This is a genomic window from Opitutaceae bacterium TAV5, from assembly GCA_000242935.3.
In the GTDB taxonomy this organism is placed as follows: domain Bacteria; phylum Verrucomicrobiota; class Verrucomicrobiia; order Opitutales; family Opitutaceae; genus Geminisphaera.
This window is the reverse complement of the sequence record CP007053.1, coordinates 5,956,655-5,976,414: the sequence shown is the minus strand read 5'-3', so window position 1 is coordinate 5,976,414 and position 19,760 is coordinate 5,956,655. Positions and strand designations below refer to the sequence as shown.

Annotated in this window: 13 protein-coding genes; 2 read left to right on the top strand and 11 right to left on the bottom strand. The window is 63.8% G+C overall.

What is annotated here, in order from left to right; genetic code table 11:
• Positions 1 to 87: 87 nt before the first annotated feature.
• The 4 genes from OPIT5_25295 to OPIT5_25280 all read right to left on the bottom strand — a co-directional run bounded on the left by OPIT5_25295 (position 88) and on the right by OPIT5_25280 (position 5,777).
• Positions 88 to 723 carry an N-terminal cleavage protein gene (locus OPIT5_25295; GenBank protein AHF93030.1) on the bottom strand — a complete coding sequence of 212 codons (636 nt, stop codon included), beginning with the start codon at positions 721 to 723 and terminating at the stop codon, positions 88 to 90.
• Between the two features lie 36 nt (positions 724 to 759).
• Positions 760 to 1,623: an anchor protein gene (locus OPIT5_25290; GenBank protein AHF93029.1), complete on the bottom strand. Its 864-nt coding sequence runs from the start codon at positions 1,621 to 1,623 to the stop codon at positions 760 to 762.
• Between the two features lie 78 nt (positions 1,624 to 1,701).
• Positions 1,702 to 2,541, bottom strand: a complete 840-nt coding sequence (locus OPIT5_25285; protein ID AHF93028.1) for a hypothetical protein — start codon at positions 2,539 to 2,541, stop codon at positions 1,702 to 1,704.
• 41 nt (positions 2,542 to 2,582) lie between these two features.
• On the bottom strand, positions 2,583 to 5,777 hold the full coding sequence (locus OPIT5_25280) for a hypothetical protein (GenBank protein ID AHF93027.1): 3,195 nt from the start codon (positions 5,775 to 5,777) through the stop codon (positions 2,583 to 2,585).
• A 107-nt stretch (positions 5,778 to 5,884) separates the two neighbouring features.
• Here OPIT5_25280 and OPIT5_25275 point away from each other — a divergent pair, with 107 nt between their 5' ends.
• Entirely contained in the window at positions 5,885 to 6,787 is a 903-nt protein-coding gene (locus OPIT5_25275) for an AraC family transcriptional regulator (GenBank protein ID AHF93026.1), read from the top strand.
• A 55-nt stretch (positions 6,788 to 6,842) separates the two neighbouring features.
• A complete protein-coding gene (locus OPIT5_25270; protein ID AHF93025.1) occupies positions 6,843 to 8,204 on the top strand; it encodes a glucose-inhibited division protein A in 1,362 nt (453 codons plus the stop codon).
• A 150-nt stretch (positions 8,205 to 8,354) separates the two neighbouring features.
• On the opposite strand, the gene OPIT5_25265 is transcribed toward OPIT5_25270, so the two are convergent.
• From OPIT5_25265 to OPIT5_25235, 7 genes are all read right to left on the bottom strand, one after another.
• Positions 8,355 to 8,561, bottom strand: coding sequence for a hypothetical protein (locus OPIT5_25265; GenBank protein AHF93024.1), 207 nt, complete (start codon positions 8,559 to 8,561; stop codon positions 8,355 to 8,357).
• The gene (locus OPIT5_25260; GenBank protein ID AHF93023.1) at positions 8,558 to 10,042 is read right to left on the bottom strand and encodes a coproporphyrinogen III oxidase; all 1,485 of its coding nucleotides are present in this window, start codon (positions 10,040 to 10,042) and stop codon (positions 8,558 to 8,560) included. The genes OPIT5_25265 and OPIT5_25260 overlap by 4 nt, the downstream gene beginning before the upstream one ends.
• 166 nt (positions 10,043 to 10,208) lie before the next feature.
• Positions 10,209 to 11,438 carry a cephalosporin-C deacetylase gene (locus OPIT5_25255; GenBank protein AHF93022.1) on the bottom strand — a complete coding sequence of 410 codons (1,230 nt, stop codon included), beginning with the start codon at positions 11,436 to 11,438 and terminating at the stop codon, positions 10,209 to 10,211.
• Positions 11,439 to 11,674: 236 nt separating this feature from the next.
• Positions 11,675 to 14,467 carry a hypothetical protein gene (locus OPIT5_25250; GenBank protein ID AHF93021.1) on the bottom strand — a complete coding sequence of 931 codons (2,793 nt, stop codon included), beginning with the start codon at positions 14,465 to 14,467 and terminating at the stop codon, positions 11,675 to 11,677.
• Between the two features lie 446 nt (positions 14,468 to 14,913).
• Positions 14,914 to 15,714 (bottom strand): methylase, encoded by an 801-nt coding sequence (locus OPIT5_25245; protein ID AHF93020.1) that lies wholly within the window; start codon positions 15,712 to 15,714, stop codon positions 14,914 to 14,916.
• An 86-nt stretch (positions 15,715 to 15,800) separates the two neighbouring features.
• Positions 15,801 to 19,262, bottom strand: coding sequence for a hypothetical protein (locus tag OPIT5_25240; protein ID AHF94747.1), 3,462 nt, complete (start codon positions 19,260 to 19,262; stop codon positions 15,801 to 15,803).
• The gene (locus OPIT5_25235) at positions 19,259 to 19,678 is read right to left on the bottom strand and encodes a CopY family transcriptional regulator (GenBank protein ID AHF93019.1); all 420 of its coding nucleotides are present in this window, start codon (positions 19,676 to 19,678) and stop codon (positions 19,259 to 19,261) included. Before OPIT5_25235 ends, OPIT5_25240 begins: the two co-directional genes overlap by 4 nt.
• Positions 19,679 to 19,760: the final 82 nt, after the last annotated feature.

Below are 19,760 nucleotides of genomic sequence, written 5' to 3'. Positions count from 1 at the left end.
GCCGGCGCAAGCCTGCCCTTGGCAAACAGGCCGTTATCGCCCTCGCTTTCGGCGCTTGCAACGGGTCTTGTCGCCAGCGTGGCCGGCCTAGAACCGCGGCCACTCCCACTCGCATTCACCATTCACGCCATTATGAAGGATGCCTCCGCGTGGCGTCAGTTTTACATGGCCATCCACATACAGCGTCGATCGTTTGGTTTTACCGTCATGCGGATACCAGTGCGCATCAGGAGCGTTCGCCGACTGGGAAGCAGTGATGGCATTTCCCAGTGAGGCATACCATTCTTCCACCATGATCACATCGCGCGTCGGCTTCCGGGAGCGAGATACATTGACCGGCGCGCCAACCGGAGTCGTCAACCTCGCCGAGACATAGGGATTGTACATGGGATTCACCGGCACCCGCGCATCCACCTGTTTCGTCTGATTTTCCGGGCAGGTAAACAAAGCCCGGTTGTCCACATACGGAAAAAGCGCGTACGTCCAGCTCCCCTCCGCATCCCATTGCGCCGTAGGCGTGCTCTGCACGGGAAGGTAGCCGCGATTGTCGTTCACATACATCAGGAACGCACTGCCAACCTGCCTCATCTGCGCCAGGCAACGGGTGGTCCTTGCCTGCTCCCGCACCCGGGCAGTCACGGGAATGATGATGATGGCCGCAAGGATGCCGATGATGGCGATTACCGTGAGCAGTTCGACAAGGGTGAAGGCACGATTTTTCATGATCCTGGGAATGAAGGGAGAAAGCGGAGGGGGTATTTATTTTCCGGATCGGCGGGAGACAAACGCAGCCAACAGTGCGACTCCGCCAAACAGCGTCGCCAGCACGGCAGGTTCGGGCACCGCCTGCGGCGCCACCGAGGCAAAATCCGTGCCCAGGCGCAATTCGTCCAGGGCTATGCCGGTGAAGCTGCCCGAGGCGCCAATGCGCAGGAGATTGAGGGAAAATACATCCCAAAAGTTGCCGGTGATGGAACTGGCTGCAGTGGAAGCCAGAGGTGCCTCGTCACCGATGTCCGGATTGAGCCAGAGATGGATGGAGTCCGCTCCACCCGCAGTCGTGTCAACATCGATACGAATCACGACAAATGCCTCCGATGTTGATGCCGCGACATTGGTGGAACTGTAGGTTGCGTTGCTGCTCACGCGCCATGCATTCGACCCGCCGATCGCTCCAACCGAAAGCAATTCCGTATTGGCATCACGCAATGAGAGCACCGCGTTATTGGCGGCTCCGCCTGCCGGCGTGCCACTGGTGCTGCCAATGAATGAAAGCCACCAGGTCGTCGTTGTATTGGCTGCCGCGGTTATGGGATCAAGCGTGCGATAAATTCCGCTGTTCGCCGCTGAAACGACAAGTTTGCCGCCTTTCACGAAGAGATCGTTGCCGCCGGCATCGGTATATGACGATCCGCTCGCAATGACGTCATTAGCCGTAGACGCGCCTGAATTCGTCCACGCGGTTTTGAAGCCCTCGCCACCGTTTTTCCCGGCAAGCGAACCTGCCTCATAATCGAATCCGTCGTAAAGCAGGACGGACGCCGCGGCAGAGAGCGGCAGGAGCAGTGCCGCGAACAAACCGGCGGCAAAACGCCGGGAGGAAGATATGATGTCTGGTTTCATAAAACAGAAGTATTATTGGAATTTTATGTGTTGTTGGTGAGCCATCCGGTTGCCCGAACGGGAAAATGATCGTGGTTCTCAATCGCCCGGCGTCCGCGCTGCCGGAGCCACATCGGCAAAGCTCCGTCCCAGCCTGATCTCGTCCCAGGCAAGATGTTTTTCCGGGCCACCCTTGGCTGTGCCAATGGTTCCGATTCGCAAACGCACCGGCTGGAACGGATGCTCCGCTCCCCACAGATCCTGCCCGACGATGCGGGCATTGGCCAAGGAGACGGATGGCTCGCGCGGACCGCGAGGATTTACCCAGAGATGCACTGCATCGGACACGCCAGGCGCATTGTCCACGTCCACCCGAATCACGATCCAGGAGAGCATTTCGGGCGGACGTTTGGCCGCTCCCCGGGAAAAAACTTTCGTGATGCCTTCCGCCCGGATGCGCCACTCGTTCAGACGTCCCATCACGCCAACAGTCAGCAGCGGCAGGTCCTTGGCCGCGCGTAATTGAAACGAGATCTCGTCACCGCTATTCTCAAAAGGGCCGCCCTCAATCTGTGCCAGGAACGACATCCAGAGAACCCCCTTTCCACCGCCCTCTTCGCCGCCGGGAATCAAGCCGGCGCTGCTGGCATCGAAATCACGATACGCGCCCGCCGTGACATTGCTGCTGAGCTGCGCACGCCGGCCATAGACCGCCAGTTGCCAACCGTCTCCGTCTTTGTATTCAAATCCCGGAGCCAGCAGCGCCACTCCACCAGCCGCGCTCTTCCGCCATTCCGTTTTCCACGGCCCTTTTCCCCCGTCGGAACCATCGAGCGCCTGCGTGCGATAATCAAAGCCATCATAAATAGCCCAGCCAGAGCCTGAAGCGACATCCCCGAAAGCGCAGCTTGTCACTGACATCATGATACAAGCGAGCATGGGAAGCGCTCGCGTTGGCCGGAGGCGTGTAGATTGTTCGTTCATTGTGGGTTCGTCTCAAAAAAAGGAAGCTGCCTGGCGACGCGGTGGAGATCCTTGACGACAGATTCGGGCAGGCTTCGTCCGTAAATGGTCAACCTGGCGAGGCGCCCGGTAAAAAAACCCTCGGATGGCATTTCGTCCACCGCGGTGGCTGCGGTGCGCCCGCCGGAATTGCCGCCGATGGAAAATCCTTCCGTGGAACGCGTGCCGACACACGGTTGGCGCTCCTGCAACTCGCCGTCGATCCAAAGCTCCAAAGCCGATCCCGTGAACTGCGCCACCGCATGACAAAACCGTCCGGTCTCCAGCGGACGTCTGCTGCGCACCTCCACAAACGGCCTCGGATGCTTGCGAAGCTCAGGCAACCGCGACGCCACCAGATGTCCTGCTGCATCGACGACAAGCCCCGCCTGTGCTCCCCGCTGCCAGCAAACCGTTTCGTGGCGTCCGGCTTGGCCGGGACTGAACAGCACCTCGATGGCAACAGGCCCGTTGCCCGCCGTATCCGGCTCGGCCCTCAACACCGTGTTCCCGTCAAACTGGCAGGCGCGCCCGCTGCCGGACAGTGTGACGAAGCGCAGTCCGTTCTTTTCGGGCAACGTAAGATCCTGCCGGTAAATCGAGCGGTCTTCGATGATGTTGCGCGGCTTGTTGAGCCCGGCGACGTTGCCCATCAGCGCGGGTTTCGGCCCGGAAAACACCCAATCGGCCAGCACCGCAGTCGCAGGGACCGGCGGCGCGGCAAGCACCGTTGGCGACCAGGCCCAGGAACCATCCTCGAAGCGCGCGAGAGCCGAAAAATAATCCGCCCCACGCTCCGACAGCGTCCAGCGGCCCGATGACTCCGCGACCAGACGCGACCCACGGCCGTTCGCCCTGGCCGTTGTTGCCTGCGGTCTCCGGATCGCCAGGCGCACCGGTTGATCAAGTTCCACGACTTCCGCGCCGTCGCATGAAAGCGGAGCGAGAAACCGCATCAGATGCCCACGCTTCATCCCGGCGACAAGCGTATCTGCCGCACCCGGTCCGGAGACTTCATAGCGCACGCCATACAGGCCCGAGCCCGTGACGGTGCTTGTAGTCACGTCGCCATTCGCATCGCCACGGCCATCGCGTCCATTGATTTCCAGCCGCACCCGCCTCTCCGGTCCGGCAAGGCGGTGAAGCGGCACCGAATAAAACAGCTGGTCATTGCTCCCTTCCGGCTCGCTGACGACAACGTCGGGCAGGTGGTGGTAGCGGATTTCGCGGCCATCCACCCATGCCCGTGCCGCCACCCGCAGCACGCCCGGAGCCTGTAGCGCGTTTTCGCTCTTCTCATCCTCGATCCCTGCATACCAAGGGCGCATCGCTCCGCGCGCCGCGCTTGCATCCATGACCAGCGCCGGGCTCGTAGCGCGCAGGACCACGCGCCCGGATGCCGCCTCCGTGACCATCACCTCGCACCTCACCTCGCGCAGTCGCTCCGAATTTTGCGTCGGCAATGGCAACACCTCCAGCCTCAGCGGCTCTCCGGGATAGACCGACTTGCGGTAAGAGAGAACCAGTTCGGGAACTCCCGGTTTCCCCTCAGGCAGCGGTTTCCCCAAAAAACCGGCAAGAAGCCGTCCCATGATTTCCAAGCGGCTGCCTGCATCGCCAAACGACGGGCAGAACGTCGTCGCCTCGTTCCAGTCATTCCACGTGGTCAGGTGGATGAAATCGGGGCGCCCCTCCTCTGCCAGAGCCCACATCTCGCGCAATTCCTCGGTGTGGCGCGGTGAAATCAAGTTCCGGCTGTAGGTGCGCGCCGCGTAGTAGCCGACATGCACGGACGCTCCGACCGCGACCTTGGGGTATTTTTGGGAGAACTGTTCCCGGATAAACTTCGTGAACCCCGCGCTGTCCCGCAGCGAAGCTCCTCCAAAATGGAAAACCGCGTCCGACACAGGCATGATTTTATCCGCTTCACTCCTGTCCACGCGACCGGTCAGGGCAGGCGTGAGCCCGTCGAAGTTGTAAACCCAATACGCATCGCGTCCGCCCTCCCTGACTCCTTCGAGCAACGACTTCCATAGTTCCGGCGTCATCTTCAAATGCACGGGATGGTGATACGTCAGGAAAACCGGAAGCCCACCCGTCTCCCCTCGCCTTCCGGTGCGCAGCCACGCCGGATCGTCGCCCATGCGCTCCATCATGTAGAGTGCGGCGGCGACCGCCATCGGGATATTTTTCAGCTCGACGAACGGCGCCACCCTGAACTCGCCCAATCCGGCGGACCGTGCCGTTTTCAAAAATCGCTTGAACGTCACGATGCCCGCCCTCACCCGGTCCGGCGTAAAAAACACAATGTCCGCACTCACCGCCGTGACTCCGCCCGCCGCCATGAGTCGAAACTCCTCCGCCAGCACATCGTAACCCGCTTCCGCCCGCAGCGGCACCACCGGGAAATCATTCTGTCGTTGATACCCGAGCGCGGTGAAATCCGCCGGGAACCACGGAATGTAACACGCGATCGCCTCCCGCTGCAACGGAGGCGCATCCGGAGCCCTTTTCACCTGCGGCCTGCTTCCTTTCGCAAACGCAATATCCACGATACGCGGCTTCACTCCGGCGGCGCTTGTTCCCGCACGCACCGTCCAGTCGATCTCGCCTGGAGCAGGCGTGCCCGCCGGTGTGCCCGCCTCAAAAACCTTGCCCGTGCTCGGATCAATGTCGCCCTGAACGGCCACATCCGGCGGCGGCACCACATGACGAACGTCGCCCGGCTCGCCCACCTCGATGAAAAGGTAGCCGTTGAAACAGAATACACCGACGCCCTCCGTGCGACGCGCGGCGTCGAGCCCGCTTCCCGTGATGGCCTCATCGGCCGGAGGCTCGCCAGTCCAAAGCCGTTTCCATGCGCCAGCCTGCCACTGCTCCAGCCGGCTGCGTCCACCCGCGACTCCCGCGCGATAAAGTCTGCCGCCGGTGGCATCGCGCAATTCCACCCATGCCGCATCATCCGCGCCCACGTTTTCCAACCGGCACGAAAACCGCCAGTTGCCGCCCGCCGGACGCGGCCTGTCCTTCCCCCATTCCTCCGAGGCCGCGAACATGCCCTTTGTCAGCAAGCCACCGGCGAGCAAGCACGCCGCGAAGCGGACAGCCGAAAAACAGATGGCTCGCAACCGGCGGGGCAACAGGGAGGTTTTTTCGTTTCGGGCAACAACCATGACGCCAGCCTGCTTCCGCCGGCGCCGGAATTACGATGGGAAAAACCCGATGATACTTGCACGTATTTGATCTGGTCGCCAGATCTCACGAACCTCCAATCGCCATCATGCCTCATTTTCTCGAACTCATTTCCCCGCACATTCACAGCATCGGCGTCGAGGCGACACGCGGCTGGATCGGCCCCACGCGCATCATCTACAATCAAGCCCTCGTGCTCGTGGAACAGGGAGCCTGCGAAACACGTTTCGAGGGAGCGGCGCCCATCGTTAATGAACCGGGATCGTTCATCATAAAACCGTGCAACTGGCGGCACTCTGCCAACCAGACTTCGCGAGGGAAGATCGTCCTGCGCTGGATGCACTTTGACTGGGCTTACCAGGAACCGCCGCTCCTGCCATCAATGCCGGTGAACTGCTACTTTCCAGGAAAACCCCGTTCAGAACTCGTGAGACACGCGCCGGAATTTATCCCGGCGGACAGGATTTTTCACGGTCCGATTCCGGCCCCCGCCAGCACGCTCCAGGCCTTTGACCGCTTGGGCGAGCGATGGAACAACGGCACCGCGCGAGAACGTGCTTCGTGCCGCGCACTGCTGCTCGAAATTCTTGTCGATCTGCTCGGCGAACAGACGGGGTATCTGCCAAAATCCGACAACAGCCGCAACGAGACCGGCGACGCGCAACGGCACCTCGCCTCCCGTATCCGCGAGAGACTCAACCGGATGCTGGACGACGTGAAAACCGCCCGGCTTCCGCTCGAAGAGGAACTGACGAAGCTGGGCTTCAGCTACCCGCATCTCTGCCGCGTGTTCACCCACGCCTATGGGATCAGCCCGCTCACCTACTACAACAGCATGCGCATGGAGCGCGCCCAACTCCTGCTGCGCGACACGTTGCATCCAGTCAACGAAATCGCCCTCAAGACAGGTTTTGCGTCACCCGCCTATTTCACGCGTCTTTTCACGAAATACACCGGACGGAGCCCTCGCGATTACCGAAACGCATCCTAGCGACGGCAGGCAGTGGAATCAATTTCGTGTAATATTTCGCGCGAATCTCCTACTCATGCACGGCGGCGTATGGCGGCATGCATTCGTGACCATGCGCGGAATCAACAGAACACGCTCCGAAACAATCTCTGAACACCTCAACACACCACTTGCCGGTCACTGCGATGTTTTCGTGTGCGGAGGCGGCCCCGCCGGGATCGCCGCCGCCGTCTCCGCCGCGCGTGAAGGCGCGCGCGTCACTCTCGTGGAAGCGCACGGCTGCCTCGGTGGAGTGTGGACCAGCGGCTGCCTGAGCTGGCTGATCGACCACGAAAACAAGACCGGCCTCATGGCGGAAATCAAAGAACGCCTCATGCGTATCGGTGGCATGGCTACCTCATCCGCGTATGATTGCGAGTGCATGAAACTCGTCCTCGACGAGATGGCGGCCGAGGCGGGTGTGCGCGTGCTCCTGCACAGTCACGTCGTCGCCGCGCGCATTGATTCGCACATCGGCATGCGGGCCGGGGCACAGGGCCGGCTTACTCACGCCATCGTCGAATCCAGGAGCGGGCGCCAAGCATGGTCGGCCAATGTGTTCATCGACGCCAGCGGCGACGGCGATCTGGCCGCCCGGGCGGGCTGTCGCTTCGAGATCGGTCATCCGGAAACCGGCGAGACGCAGCCGATGAGCCTCATGGCGCTTGTTACCGGAGTGAACGCCGGCGCCATCGGCGAATATCACGACACCCGGGATCCCCGCAAACAGGAGGCAGCCAAGCACGCGCTGCGCGCGCATCTTGAGGCGCACGGCCACAGCCCGTCCTACGCATCGCCAACACTGTTCCACATTCGCAATGACCTCTTTGCCTTGATGGCCACGCACCAATACGGACGCTCGGCGCTCGACGCCGGCGATCTCACGCAAGCGACCATCGGGGCGCGCGCCGAACTCCATGCGATCATCGCCGCGCTGCGGCACTCCGGCGGCGCATGGGCAGGAGTGCAACTCGTGGCCACCGCCGCGCAAATCGGCGTGCGCGAGGCACGGCGTATCCGTGGACTCTATACAGTCACGGCCGCCGACATCGCCGGCGGACGGCGGCATGACGACGCGATTTGCGACGTGACGTTCTGCGTGGACATCCACAGCACCAGCCCCGCGAAGGGGAAGAGTTATCACAACGGCAACATTCAGGTGCGACCCTATCAGATCCCGCTACGCGCCGCCATAGCGGCCGACGTGGATGGATTGATGCTGGCAGGGCGTTGCATCAGCGGAGATTTTTTCGCGCACGCCAGTTACCGGGTCACCGGCAATGCTGTGCAAATGGGCGAATCCGTCGGCCGCGCCGCCGCGCTGGCGAGCTCTCTGAATCTTCTTCCCCACAAGATACCTGGCGGACTGTCCATCATGAGCGTCCCCTCCTCGTCATAAAGCTTGTGTATCCGCTCCTGAAAACCGCAGACGCCCCCGGCATCCGATCTGCGAATGCCTGACGTTGCCTATCACCAGACGTCCGGGCAGGTAATCGCCGATTACCGCAAAATTGCCCGGGCAATACGAACCACAAGGCGACCATGTCTCTCATGTCCGCCCCGGCCGCAGCGGCGGCAGCGGCGGAGCGGGCGGGTATTTGGGCGGACGGCCCGCGCCCTCGATGCGCTCCTGCGGCGGCACGGCGAAGACGGAGTTGCGGGCGGCCACGCAACCGGCGCGGCCGGGCACACAGAGATTGCGAACGCGTTCGCAGTGTTCGGTGGCAGGGACAAAATGCGGGCAGAAGAAACTCATACCGGCTGCGCATGCGTGCCCGTGCGGCGCCAGGCGTCGAAACGCTGCGCGACCACACGCAGGAGAGGCATGCCGGTTTCCGTCACGCGCAGGCCGTGGTCATCGATCTCCACCACGCCATCGGCCTCGAGGTCGGCCAGCGAGGCGAGTTCCGCGGCGTAGGCCGTCGAAAAATCCTTCCCGAACGCGCTGGTGAGTTTTCCGAAATCGAGATGCCGGTCGCACATGATGCCCATGATGATCGCACGGCGGCGCTGGTCCTCGGGCGTGAGCCGCCAGCCGCGTTCGGCCGGCAGGCGGTGCGCGGCGATGGCTTCGCGCCAGGCGAAGAGGTCCTTGCTGTTTTGCCAGTAACCTTCCGGCGTCGAGGAAATCGCCGAGATGCCGAATGCGTAGAGCGAGGCGCCGGCGCGCGTGCTGTAACCCTGGAAATTGCGGTGCAGCGCCCCTTCCTGCGTGGCGCGGGCAAGTTCGTCGCAGGGGCGGGCGTAATGATCGAGCCCTACATCGACATAACCGGCGGCGAGGAGGCGTTCGTGGGCGAGCTGTTGCAGGGCGAGGCGCCCCTCGAAGCCGGGCAGGTTTTCCTGCTGTTCGAGGATGCGCTGGGCGGGCTTGAGCGAGGGGATGTGGGCGTAGCCGAAAACGGAGAGCCGGTCGGGGTCGAGCGCGATCACGTCGTCCAGGGTGTGGCTGAACGTCTTCATCGTCTGGCGCGGCAGGCCGTAGATGAGGTCCACGTTGATCGAGGTGAAACCGGCTTCGCGCAGGAGGTCCACGGCGCGGCGGTTGACGGACTGGGGCTGCACGCGGTGGATGGCGGCCTGCACGGCCGGGTCGGTGTCCTGCACGCCGAGCGAGGCGCGGCGGGCGCCGAGCACGCGGAAGGCCAGCACCTGGGGCGCGTCGAGGTGGCGCGGGTCGATCTCGACGCTGATCTCGGCATCGGGCGCGAAACGGAAAAGCCGGTGCGCGGCTTCGGCGAAACGCGTGAGCTGGTCGGCCGGGAAAAACGTGGGCGTGCCGCCGCCGAGGTGGAGCTGCGTGACGGGCCGGGAGCGATCGATGAGGCGGCCGGTCAGGCACATCTCCGCGATGAGGTCGTCGAGATATTCGGCCGCGGCGTCGATGCGCGTAGTGATGACGTTGTTACAGCCGCAGAACCAGCAGCGCGCCTGGCAGAACGGCAGGTGAAAGTACAGCGAGAGCGGTTCGGAGGCGGCGGCCGAACCGGGGGCGTTGTCGTCGGCGATGAGCCGGCGCACGTCGATGGCGGCGAGGTCGTCGGTAAAATGGTTGGCGCTGGGGTACGAGGTGTAGCGGGGCACCGGCTGCGCATATTTTCGCAGCAGGTCGGCGACGACGGAGCGAGACGAGGCAAAGGGGGAGGCAGTGGCAACGTGGGACTCGCGGATCATCATGCCGGAATATACGCCCGCCCCGCCTCCCGTCCTCAGCGAGGGTTGGCGGGGATTGCGCATTTCTTGCGGCGGTATCGAGGGGAAGGCGGTGACACACGGACCGGAAGCCCGTAGCTGCGAACGCAAGTTCGCAGGCCGCCGGCGTGACAAAGAGCATTCGGCCTGCCGACTTGCGTCGGCAGCTACGGGACGAGGGAAAAGATCCGCGCTTCCCGCTCCACTCCAGCTATTTCAGACCGAGGCTGTTCCTCAGCCAGGCGTTGGCCGCGGCGCTTTCCTCGGGCACGGGCGAGTGGCCGGCCTCGAGCGCGAGCGTGAGGGTCTTTTGTGCGGTGATCACATTGTAGGCCGAATACATCGAGGTGGGCGGGCAGGTTTCGTCGTTGTAGCCCCAGGTGTAGTGACCGGGCACCTTGATCCGCCGGGCGAAATTCACCGCATCGTAGTAGGCCGTGGTCGCGATCTTTTCGGGGGTGGCGTTATCGCTCCGGCTGCCGTCCGCCTTCGGGGCGAACATGTGCGGCCAGCCGCCGGCGCGGCCGTGCAGGTAACCGGTGACATCGCTGTAGGCCGGGTAGTGTGCGGCCACGAACCGGACGCGCGGATCGAGCGCGGTGGTGACGATCGCAAGCAGCCCGCCCTGGCTGCCGCCGTTGACGGCGAGGGTTTTCCCGTCCCACTCGGGCTGCGAGGTGAGGAAGTTGTTCGCCTGCACGCAGCTCAGGAAAACGCGCCGGTAGTAATAGCGGTCGCGATTATCGAGATTGTAGGTCGGATAACCGTCGAGCGCGCCGGTGCGGAGCTGGTCGTAGAGTTCGCCGGGCAGGTTGACCGGGATGCCGTGGATGCCGATCTGCAAGGTGATCGCTCCCGCTGCCGGCGCGCCGCCGTACGGGCGCACACCGGCGCCGGGCACGTGCAGGATGGCCGGATACTTGCCGGCGGCTTTCGGCACGGAGAGCATGCCGTAGATGCGCGAATAATACTGCGGTCCCTGCGGCCCGACGGTGCGGAAGCTCACATGATAAACGTTGAAGGCGCCGGTGCTTTTTTCCGGCACGAGTTGCATCGTCGGATCGAGCGGCACCGTCCTGAGCTGGTCGAGCCCGGCCTGCCAGAACGCGTCAAAATCCTCCGGCTCGGTCTGGGTGGGCTTGATCTTTTCGGGTTCGTAACCGGCCGTGGCGAGCCCGCGATAGGTGCGGCCGCCGGCCTGCACGGTCACGATGCAGCGCAGGAAACCGGGTTCCGTCAGCGTGCCGCCGTCGATGACGAGCCCGGCGGCAGGAAGGGCGGCGGTTTTTGCCACGGAGGGAAACTTTTCCGGTCCGACCTGGTAGCTGACGACAATGCCCTCGAGCGGTTCGTTATCGGCCGTGACGTTGACGGTAAACCGGACCGGTTCGCCAATCCGGTAGGTCCAGTCGCGGTGGTCGGGCGCCACGCGCACCTGCACGGTGGCCACGCGGGCGGAGGCGTGGGCGGGCACAGGACCGACGACGAAGGCCGGATCGGCCGCCGGCCCGGCGGCGGATTCGGGTGCAGCCACCGGTTGCGCCGGCAAGGCGGCAAACAGTGTCGCGAGTGCGACAAGACCGAACAGGGAGAGAAGGCGCGGAAGGCGCAGCAGGGTTGGTTTCATTGGCGTGAAGCACAGCAACCCTGGAACGCCGGAAGCGGCGAAACAAGACCTCACTGCAACGTTCGCAGGTACGCTTCCAGCGTCCGCACGAACTCCTGGCGGCCCAGCCAGCGTGCCGGATCGTTGCGCGAGGAAGACGTGGTTTCGGAAGACACGCCCGCCTGCGCCCCGGGGTTGCCGTCAAGGCGGGCGGCCGAGGCCTTGAGCGGCCAGAGGGTGGCGGGGATGGCCACCGTTGCCCGGCGACGTTCGTTTTTGTCGAGCTGCTTCCACAGCCGCTCCTGATCGGACACCCGGGACAGGTCGGGCCGGAAATAACGGCCGGCCGGATCCAGTTCCAGGATATTGAAAAACACCTCGTCGCGATCCTTCGCGGACAGGTCCGTGCGGTCGAGGAGTCCGGCCAGCCGGCCCCACGCGCCGAGCTGGAACGGATCGATCTGCACCGCGCGCTGATAAAACTTCACCGCCTCCGTCGTCCGGCCCTGCTCCTCGCGCAGGATGCCCATCAGGAAAGCGAATTGCGGACGGCCGGGCTGGCGCCGCGAAAGTTTGTCAAACGTTTCCTCGGCGATCGCCTGCGTCGCCGGACCGCCGAACCAGCGGATACCCGGGGCGTCCACGAAGGGGCTGCCGAGGCGGTTGATGCTGTCCGCCATGAATTCGCAGGCGCGGCGAAACGCGGTGATCGCCTCGTCGTGCCGTCCCTGGCGCTCGAAGGCGAAGGTCGCCCGCCAGAGCGCGGCGCTGGCATTCGGGAAAAACTTCAGGGCCTCCTGGTAACGCTCCAGCCCCCGGGGCGTGAGGCCGGCCTGGCTCCACCGGTCGCCTTCGGCCGTGAGGCGGACGGCCTTCAGGACATTGGCAAAAAACTCCGCCGTCTCCAGGTCGCCCTTCTTTTTCAGGGCCTCGGAAACGAATTCGTACACGCGCATCCGGTCGGCGGGCGGACTGGCGTTGTCGGTCGGATCGACGCCGGCGGCGATCCGCAGCGTGGCCAGCGCCGCCTCGGTGTTGCCGAGCATCGTCTCGACCCGGGATTTCCAGATCAGCGGACGCGGCTCGTACCGGTCCTGCTGCACGAGCCGGTCGAGCAGCGACAGCGCGTCGATGCCCGCGATGTCGAGCCATATCCGGTAAGCGCCGTCGAAAGACGGGGTGGCGAAAATCTGGGCTTCGAGGATCTGGCGGGCGGCGGATTTGTCGCCGGTTTCCAGGAGCGCCCGCGCCGCGAGATAACCGGCAGGGGTATCGCCGGAGCGGATTCCGGAGCGTATCAGGTCGGCCAGATCGGCCGCGCCCCAGCCGGGGTTGTCGCGCAGGAGCGCAACGGCGTCGCTCCACTTTTCGAGGGCGACGAGCGCCGCGAGGTGGTCGGCAAGGAGCTGCTGCCGGGCGGCGGGGGACCAGGAGCCACCGGCGGCGGGATCGGCGACGATCGCCGTGATGGCGAGCGCCTCGGCCGGGCGATTCAGCGCCAGCAGGTGCCGGGCGAACGCGCCGGCGGCCTCCGGCCAGAGAGCCGGCTGGCTCGTCCGGCGCGCCTCGAGCAGGCCGCGGCCGGCCGCGAGGGTTTCATCAAAAAGGGCGGCATCGCCGCGCAGGTCGGCGATCTCCAGAAGCTGGCGGGCCACAAACGCCTGCTCGTCGCGGATGGCGGGCAACACCTGTTTTTCCGCGAGCAGCTTCCGGAGGCGGGCGATGCCGGCGTCGGGATTGGCGGCGGCGAGCTCGGCGGCGGCCAGGGATCGGGCGGCCCGGAAGCGGACCGCCGGCGTGCGTGCCCGGTCATCGGCGATCTCCTGCGCCAGCGAGGCGAAGGCGGACAGCCGGCCCAGATGTTGCGACAGCCGGAAAAAGGAATCCCAGGCCGCGCCCGAAGGCGCGCGCCGGGTCACGCCCTGGAGCACGAGCCAGAGTGTTTCCCCGCGGTTGCGACGGACGATCTCGTCACGGATTGCGTCAGGAATCGTCACCACCGCTGCCGGCGGCAGGCCGGCCACCAGGCCGAGCGCGGCGTCCACCCGGTTGGCGAGCACGAGGGCGCCCAGATAATAATTGCGGGCCAGCGCATAGCCGGCCTGTTGTTCGTTCCCTTCGCGGAAGCGGTCGGCCAGCGCCTCGAACAGGTCGGCCCCCTGGCTGTCGGCGGCCAGCAGCCATTGCGGAGCCTGCAAGGTGGCGATGTTGGCGAGCGCGAGCTTGCGGGCGAGCGCGGCGGTTTCCGCGCCGGCGCTGCGCAGGTCGAGCACCACGGGCAACCGCAACGCCCGGGTGAGGACGGCCTCCGCCGTGGCCGGCGTCAGCGAGGCCGCGATGTCGGGCGTCGGCACCAGCGGCGGCACGGAGGGCCGCTGGGAGGAACTCTCGATATCGGCCAGCACCTGGTTGAACCGCCGCACGCGATCGCGGGGGGAAAGTTCGGCCGCCGGGATGGCGGCGCGCTGCAGGGCTTGCAAGGCCGGGGCCGACGCGAGCGGCTCGCCGGAAAGTTTTTCGCCGATTTCGCGGGCAAGGGTCTCGCGGTCGCCGTTGAGCCAGGCCAGCAGCCAGACTCCGGCCTGGAGCCGGCGCTGTTGGTCCGAACCGGGGGTCGCGCGGGATTTTTCCTCGGCGAGGGTCTGCCAGAGCACCGGCCAGCGGACGGGCTCGGGGAGCGCATGCAGCAAGGCGTCGAATCCGGCAGAAATCCCGCCGCCCGCCGGCGCGGCCGGGATCGGAGCGCTCACATACTGTTCGAACTGTCTGGACCAGGGTGTGTTGCTGTCAACAGGTTGTGACCATGCCCCGCTGACAGGAAGCAGCGGAACGAGAAGAGCGATAACCAGGGGAACCCTTTTCATGAATCGGTTGAGGCAGAACGTGACGACTGAGCCCGCGGCCAACAAGGAGAAGTTTTGTCATTTGTTAAAACCCGTCAGCGACCGGTTTATTAAAAATTACATGAACAAAGGGATAAGGTGTCCGTATCCCGGGCCGTTTTGATCCCGCGCGAGGACGGGAAGGAATACGAAGGACATGTGTTTCAAATCTTCTCATTCTTTTCGGCCCTCGCGCAGGAATCTGAACCTCAAAACTGCAGCAGAGGGAACCGCATCACTGCCAAAATCGGGGGCTTTTTTAACCACGGATTTCACCGATTATCACGGATTCAAACCATGCCTTGCCGCTTCATTCTTATCCGTGAAAATCCGTGCAATCCGTGGTTCTGTTTTCAGTATCCTGTACGGCTGCAATTTTTTAAAAAAATGCTCCAGCGTCCTTGAGCAGTTTCAGCTTTCCGGGTCAATCAGCCGCGCGCGGCGACCCAGAAGCGGCATTCGTCGGAAAAGTTGCGGACGGCGCGGGTTTCCTTCGCCACCTCGCGGCGAAGCGCGTCCCAGGTGTGCCGCCAGCCGGTGGCTTTCAGGTCTTCGAGGATTTCCGCGCGGTCGGGCAGGTGCATGAAGGTGCGGCCGAGGTCGTCCTCGAAATAGCGGTCGCCGAACTCGCGCAGGATCGGGTCCTGCCGCCCCTCGAGCCAGCGTTTCAGTTCCAGCCGCCAGAGGAGTTGCTCGGCCGGCGAGTTGTCGCGGTCGTGCGTGGTGAACATCAGCGGCGCGTCCGGCCGGCAGACGGCGTGGAGCTGGCGCAGCGCCTTGCGGCGATTGCGGCGGCCGGGGATCTGCATGAGGCCGTTGAACATGAAAAACACGCCATCGAACGGCGCCCGCTCCTCCGCCAGCGGGTGCGCGGCGAGGTGGCGCGCGTCGGCATGGAAAAACGTGATGCGCGCCCGGCGTTCGTCGGCGAGCGACTGGGCCTGGGCGAGCAACTCCTCGGCGAAATCGAATGCCGTGAGCTTCCGGTAGCCGAGCGCCTGGAGCGCGATGCTCACCCGCCCGGCCCCGCAACCGGCTTCGAGCAGGCTGGCGGCGCGGTCCGGGAAAAACCGTTCGAAAAGCAGGCGTTCCGATTGCCAGAGCCCGAGTTCGTGCGCGGCCTTCGTGTAGTGGACGACCGCCCGCACGTCGTTAAAATCCTCGCGCACGATGGCGGAGGAGATTCTGGAGGGAGTGGTCGCGGAAGATGCAGATGCAGCGGAAGCCATCGGGACAGAAGCAAACCAAAGGCCGGAGCCCTTTCCGTTTCAACCCTCAACACCTCTCTGCCAGCGTAGCCGACCAAGGTGTCCTGCTACGGCTGCTTCCGCGGAATCAGGCGGAAGGTTTCCGTGATGTCCCTCTGGCTGCCTTCATAAGTCGGCGTGCGTAGGGGTTCGTAGCCGTCCGCTTCGAGGAGAAAAATCCATTTCTCCCCAAGCCAGCCGTTCTGCCATGTCACGCGTCCTCCGTCATGGGTTTTGGCCGAACGCCGGTCCCAGGATGGCTCGCGATCGTCCCACACCTGCCCCGGAACAAGCTTTACCTTCAAAACAGGCTGCCCCGTTTTTGCGTCCACCACGGCACAATCGAGACGCAGCGCCGGTTTCATGATAAAAGTCTGTTCTTCCGGTTTTGCCGTAAGCATGACGTTGGTCAAAATCTCCTGATTCCGGCATCCACCGAATACAAACTCGACTTCGTCATCGGGCGCGCCTCTCCATATGAAACGACCTTCAGCATCGGTCTGTGTGCTGTAGTCCAAAACGTGCCTCTTGCCCCGCCATGTTTCCGGATGCACGTCGAGCCCCGCCCTCGGTTTGCCATCTTCACCGACCACGCGACCCTTCACTACATTTCCCGGCTCCAGCCTGACGTGTACCGGAGTTTCGGAGGGAATCGAAATTTCCACCATGACCGGTTTGTGAAGCGGTTCGTCCACAATGATCCGTCCTGTGCCATGCGGAAGCTGTCCGAAAGAGAACTCACCTTGCTGTCCGGCTTTGACCGTTCCCCGATTCACCGTGCCCCGTGTATCGACATCTTCAGTAAACAACGTGACGCTGGCACCTTTGGCCGGTTCTCCTTGCGCGTCCAGAACTCTTCCGTTCACTACGACTTCCGGCCGGAGGTGAATAACGCTGCTGCCGTCGCGCAGGCTTTCGTAGGGTTGGCCGGTGAGCATCCGGACGGCCGTCCCGGACAACGCACTTGTCTGCCGATAACCGGAAGCAATGACGATCAAGCCCAACCCCATAAGATTTTCGGGAAAACCTTCCGCTTTCCAACGGCCGGCGGCATCGGTTTTCACGGCGATATCGCTCAGGTCAAAGCGGTCACGGTAAACAGGCATGGGACCTGAACCACCGTTCCAGAGCCAGATTTTCACTTCGGCTCCCGCCACCGGTTTGTCGTCCGGATCCAGGACACGGCCCGCAATCGGAGAGGCCGGCCAGAGGTGTGCTACGTAGATTTCGGGCAACTGAAGCGGATCTCCGGTTTTCGTCCACTCGACGACCTGCGGAGCATATCCCGGAGCCTTCATCTTTACGTTCAGAGCGATGATTTCGGGTCCCGTCTTACCCGGCAGGGAAATGACGACACGTCCGCGAACATCGGGTGCCATTTCACCGATCTCATGCCAACGGTCATCATGATAGATTCTGGCCGTAACACTTCCTGTCGCTACGGACCGACCGGTTACGGCATCCTCGTAGCGGATTTCGATCCGCCCGTGACGCACCGCCGTGCCTCCCTTCGCCACGAATTCCGATTCACGCGAGCGAAAAGGCGTCACAATATCCGCCGGCAGTTCCGACAACACCTCCAGTTGCGTCACATGGAACGCCTCGGTTCCGATCTCCGTTTCCGTCGGGAAAACCGTCCTCCACCGTTTCGGATAGATTACGCCTGACGCTGTGCGTCCCGTCTCCTCAAGTATCCAGCGCCTCGGGATCGTTCCTCTCTCATTCCAGGCCGAGAAGGACTCATAATAGCACAGGATATCCGCTTGTTGTGGATCCAGGCGAAAAATCGTCTGCTGCGTCAGCTTTCCGGTCTCTTTTGCCTCATATATGTTTTGCTGAAGCTCTGTCACCATTCGTCCTTCGTATTCCACTTCGACGAGTGACTTGCCGAGCGGATATCCCCAGTCCAGCAAGCGCCGGACCAAGCGCAATAGCTCCTGCGTTTCCGCTATCCCCAGATAACGTTCAAGCCCTCCCGGACCGGATTTTGTAAACTGATCGGAAGGCATCAGGGCATCATCGTACGTGTAGCTGTTTTCACCATTGTTGATGCTTGTCCGGTCCCAGGCATCGAAGGGTCTGGTGCTGTTAACGAAGAGCGGGATGTACGGCCGAAATTCCGCGCGGTGAACCCCCGTCCACTCATCCACCCACGCTTCCATTTTCTCCGGAATCGGCGAGCGCGTGACGGTGCCATCGGGCGCGAGGCGCGAAGGTTCCTTCTCCAGCCTGAAATGCAGATACCGCAGCGCCGTCAGCCGGCGCGTAGTGTTATCAAAAATACGTTGCAGGGTCGCCCGTTCTTCGGCGCTCATCCGTTTTGCCGGCGACGATTTCACGCGTACATTGGCAGAGCTTTTTTCCCCGGTCGCCACACCGACATACGTCGACGCGATCACGCCCGCCCCGACGGCCAGCAGCACGATGAAACCTGCGGCGAGCTTCCCGACGCGGCCGCGCCAGGGATTGGCCGCGAGCAGAGCCCGGATGCGTTTTTCGAGCGCAGTGCGGCCAACCATCGACACCCCTCCGGCCGGCGCGCCACGGGCGCCCGCGCCGGCCACCCGCGCAATCTCGACCAGCGAGCGCGCGTAGGCCGCCACCCCGGTTTCATGCAACACCGCCACATCGTCCGCTGCCGCCTCGGCCTCCGCTCCCATGCGGCGCGCAGCCCACGCCACGAGCGGCTGCCACCAGAGTGCGCAGGCGATGAGGCGCCCGGCAAGTTGCCAGAGCGGATCGCGCCGCTGCCAGTGCGCGAGTTCGTGCAGGAAGACGGCGCGGAGTTTTTCGCCGCTCCATCCACGGGCTGTTTCCGGCAGATAAATCACGGGCACAAAAAATCCGACGAGCAACGGCGAAGGCACGCGTGGCGTCAGGCGGATGCGCAGGCGTCTGCCGGTGCGGAGTGACGCGGCGACACGGCGGGCGGCGCCGGCAAGCCCGTCGTCAGCCGGACCCGACGAGCGTCGCAACCACCAGCGACCGGCGGCCACGCGAAGCAAGGTCACGGCCGCAAAGAGTCCGGCGCCGAAGCCCCACACGCGAGGCAACCCGCGTTCGATCTGCCGCCAGGGCGCGAGTCGCATATCGTCAGCCGATAACCGCGGCCGGTCGGCTTTTTCCCACGGCGGGCGAACGACCGGAGAGGCGCGTTCCTCCGCACGAAACTGCTCCTGCTTTTCATTTTCCAGCCGGTTGATTTCTTCGATGGACGGCACCCACCGAAATGCGACCGCCCGCTCGCGGGTCGCCTGTGCCTGGGCCGGCGTAGCCACCACCGCGGGCAAGGCTCGGCGAACGCGCTGCACGGCGGCGGGCCCGAATTCCATGAGCAACAGCCCGGCGCAGGCGAGCAGGGTGCAGCGCCAGACCCAGCACCGGGCGCGGGCCGACCGCCGGCGCAAGGCGGAGGCGACGAGCCATCCGGAAAGAACGATCAGGCTGCTCTTCAGCGCGCAGAGAACAAAAAGCGCCGTTGCCGGGTACTGCGTACTGAAAAACGCAAATCCGGAGACGAGCGGGTTCATGTCTCTTCCCTTTCGTCTTCCTTTGCGGACGGCACTTCCCGCGCGCTCTCGATCAGCCGGATGAGACGGTCCGCCTCATCGGCGGAAAGCTTCAGGTTTTTCTGGCCGAGAAGCGCACAGGCAGCGGCCCCGGCGGAATCGCCAAAAAAGTTGCGGACAATGGCCCGCAGGGCGCCCTTGCGGGCGGCGGCGGGAGCGACGGAGGGCGCATACCAGTCCCGTCCGTCGAGCGGGGTTTTGCGGAGGACGCCCTTTTGCGTGAGAATGCGCAGGATGGACCGCACGGCGGAATAAGTGGGCGGATCGGGAAGCTCGCGCTCGATGTCCCGCGCGGTGGCGCGACCCAGCCGGATGACGATTTCGACGACCTGACGCTCGCGCATGCTCAGGTCATCGGGAAGGGACGGGGTGCTCATGACTCCTGTTGAAATATCAACAGAAGCGGACCGTCAAGGCATATGTTGATATTTCAGCACAACAGGGGTTGCGCCCCCCTGC

Excerpts from the sequence above, each read along its gene's own strand:
- OPIT5_25250 (AHF93021.1), bottom strand. The coding sequence starts at position 14,467 with ATGAAAAGGGTTCCCCTGGTTATCGCTCTTCTCGTTCCGCTGCTTCCT.
- OPIT5_25265 (AHF93024.1), bottom strand. The coding sequence starts at position 8,561 with ATGAGTTTCTTCTGCCCGCATTTTGTCCCTGCCACCGAACACTGCGAA.
- OPIT5_25275 (AHF93026.1), top strand. The coding sequence starts at position 5,885 with ATGCCTCATTTTCTCGAACTCATTTCCCCGCACATTCACAGCATCGGC.
- OPIT5_25270 (AHF93025.1), top strand. The coding sequence starts at position 6,843 with ATGCACGGCGGCGTATGGCGGCATGCATTCGTGACCATGCGCGGAATC.
- OPIT5_25280 (AHF93027.1), bottom strand. The coding sequence starts at position 5,777 with ATGGTTGTTGCCCGAAACGAAAAAACCTCCCTGTTGCCCCGCCGGTTG.
- OPIT5_25235 (AHF93019.1), bottom strand. The coding sequence starts at position 19,678 with ATGAGCACCCCGTCCCTTCCCGATGACCTGAGCATGCGCGAGCGTCAG.
- OPIT5_25240 (AHF94747.1), bottom strand. The coding sequence starts at position 19,262 with ATGAACCCGCTCGTCTCCGGATTTGCGTTTTTCAGTACGCAGTACCCG.
- OPIT5_25245 (AHF93020.1), bottom strand. The coding sequence starts at position 15,714 with ATGGCTTCCGCTGCATCTGCATCTTCCGCGACCACTCCCTCCAGAATC.
- OPIT5_25285 (AHF93028.1), bottom strand. The coding sequence starts at position 2,541 with ATGCTCGCTTGTATCATGATGTCAGTGACAAGCTGCGCTTTCGGGGAT.
- OPIT5_25290 (AHF93029.1), bottom strand. The coding sequence starts at position 1,623 with ATGAAACCAGACATCATATCTTCCTCCCGGCGTTTTGCCGCCGGTTTG.
- OPIT5_25295 (AHF93030.1), bottom strand. The coding sequence starts at position 723 with ATGAAAAATCGTGCCTTCACCCTTGTCGAACTGCTCACGGTAATCGCC.
- OPIT5_25260 (AHF93023.1), bottom strand. The coding sequence starts at position 10,042 with ATGCGCAATCCCCGCCAACCCTCGCTGAGGACGGGAGGCGGGGCGGGC.